Source organism: Mycolicibacterium arseniciresistens (genome assembly GCF_030519285.1).
In the GTDB taxonomy this organism is placed as follows: Bacteria; Actinomycetota; Actinomycetes; order Mycobacteriales; family Mycobacteriaceae; genus Mycobacterium; species Mycobacterium arseniciresistens.
This window is the reverse complement of sequence record NZ_JAUMSQ010000522.1, coordinates 1-1,576: the sequence shown is the minus strand read 5'-3', so window position 1 is coordinate 1,576 and position 1,576 is coordinate 1. Positions and strand designations below refer to the sequence as shown.

The 1,576-nt window shown below is 73.5% G+C and carries 1 protein-coding gene; it reads right to left on the bottom strand.

Going from position 1 to position 1,576, the window contains the following annotated elements; translation table 11 throughout:
• Positions 1-268: 268 nt before the first annotated feature.
• A partial coding sequence (locus tag Q2100_RS31220; RefSeq protein WP_302917123.1) for a sensor histidine kinase occupies positions 269-1,576 on the bottom strand: 1,308 nt, incomplete at its 5' end.

Genomic DNA, 1,576 nt, shown 5'->3' with positions numbered 1-1,576 from the left:
CGTTGGGTCTGCAGGCGAAGCGGCGGCGCTCGGCCCCGGCGGCGGCCGCCGCGGCGCGAGATCCGAGGGCGGTGTCTGTCATGACTCCATCGTCGGTTCGCGGGGTGTGTTCGATGTGGGCACAACCTGTGTGACTGCTATGAGTCGGGGTGCGCGGCGCACTACGGCTCGCGAGCAGACAGAAAATCGCACGCGCCGGGGTCGATTCGTGCGAATCTGCGTCTGCTCGCGGGAGGAGTCGCGGGTCACCACGCGCCGGTCACCCGGACTAGGTCTGCGCGGAGCCGGGCAGCCGGACCACGAACCGGGTGCGGCCCGGTTCGCTGTCGAGTGCGATGGTGCCGCCGTGCGCGCGGACCACGGCGGCGACGATCGCCAGACCCAGGCCGGTGCTGCCCCCGCGGCGCGAGCGGGACGAGTCGCCGCGCGCGAACCGCTCGAACACCTCGGGCTGCAGCCACTGCGGGATGCCGGGACCGTCGTCGAGCACGGTGAGCACCGCGTCGCCCGCCTCGACGGCCAGCGAGGCGGTCACCGACGTGCCCGGGGGCGTGTGGGTCCGGGCGTTCGCCAACAGATTCACCAGCACCTGCTGCAGGCGTGCCTCGTCGCCGGTGACCAGCACCGGCTCGTCGGGCAGGTCGAGCGACCACCGGTGCTCGGGGCCTGCGACGTGGGCGTCGCTGACGGCGTCGACGGTCAAGCGCGACAGGTCCACCGGCTCACGCTCCAGCGGGCGGCCGTCGTCGAGGCGCGCCAGCAGCAGCATGTCCTCGACGAGGCGGGTCATCCGCTGCGTCTCGGACTCGACCCGGTTCATCGCGTGCGCGACGTCGTCGGGCAGTTCGCCGGACTTACGTTGTGCCAGTTCGGTGTAGCCGCGGATCGCAGCCAACGGGGTGCGCAGTTCGTGGCTCGCGTCGGCGACGAACTGCCGCACCCGGGTCTCGCTGGCGTGCCGCGCCGACAGCGCATCGAAGATCCGCTCGAGCATCCGGTTCAGCGAGGTGCCGAGCTGGCCGACCTCGGTGTGGGCGCCGGCGGGGTCGACCTCGACGATCGGGGTGGGCAGCCGCACCTCGCCGCGGTCGAGTTCCAGGTCGGCCACCTCGCGGGCGGCGGTCGACACCCTCGACAGCGGTGCGAGCTGGCGGCGGATGACGACGATGCCCACCGCCGCGCCCGCCCCGAGCGCCACCGCGCCGACGACGCCGAAGATCAGCAGCACCGACAGCACGGTGTCGTCGACCGCCGATGTCGGCAATCCGGCGACGATGACCTCCCGGGGACCGTGGGCGTGGCTCGCGATGACGCGGTAGCTGCCGAGCCCGTCGAGCTCGACGGTGGTCGGCGTCCGATTCGCCGGCACGTCGGCGAGCTGTGCGGCCGCGGCGGCACTGATCGGTGCCGGGGTGCCGTCGGCGGTGATCACCCCGGCGTCGAGCCGGTTGCGGCCGATCACGGCGCCGACCGTCCCGGCAGCCTGCCCGGGTGCGTTCAGGAAGGCGGGGCCGGGGCCGGAGTCGTCGCGGATCATGATGCGCCGCGGGAACGGCGGCGGCGGCGGGAATCCCGG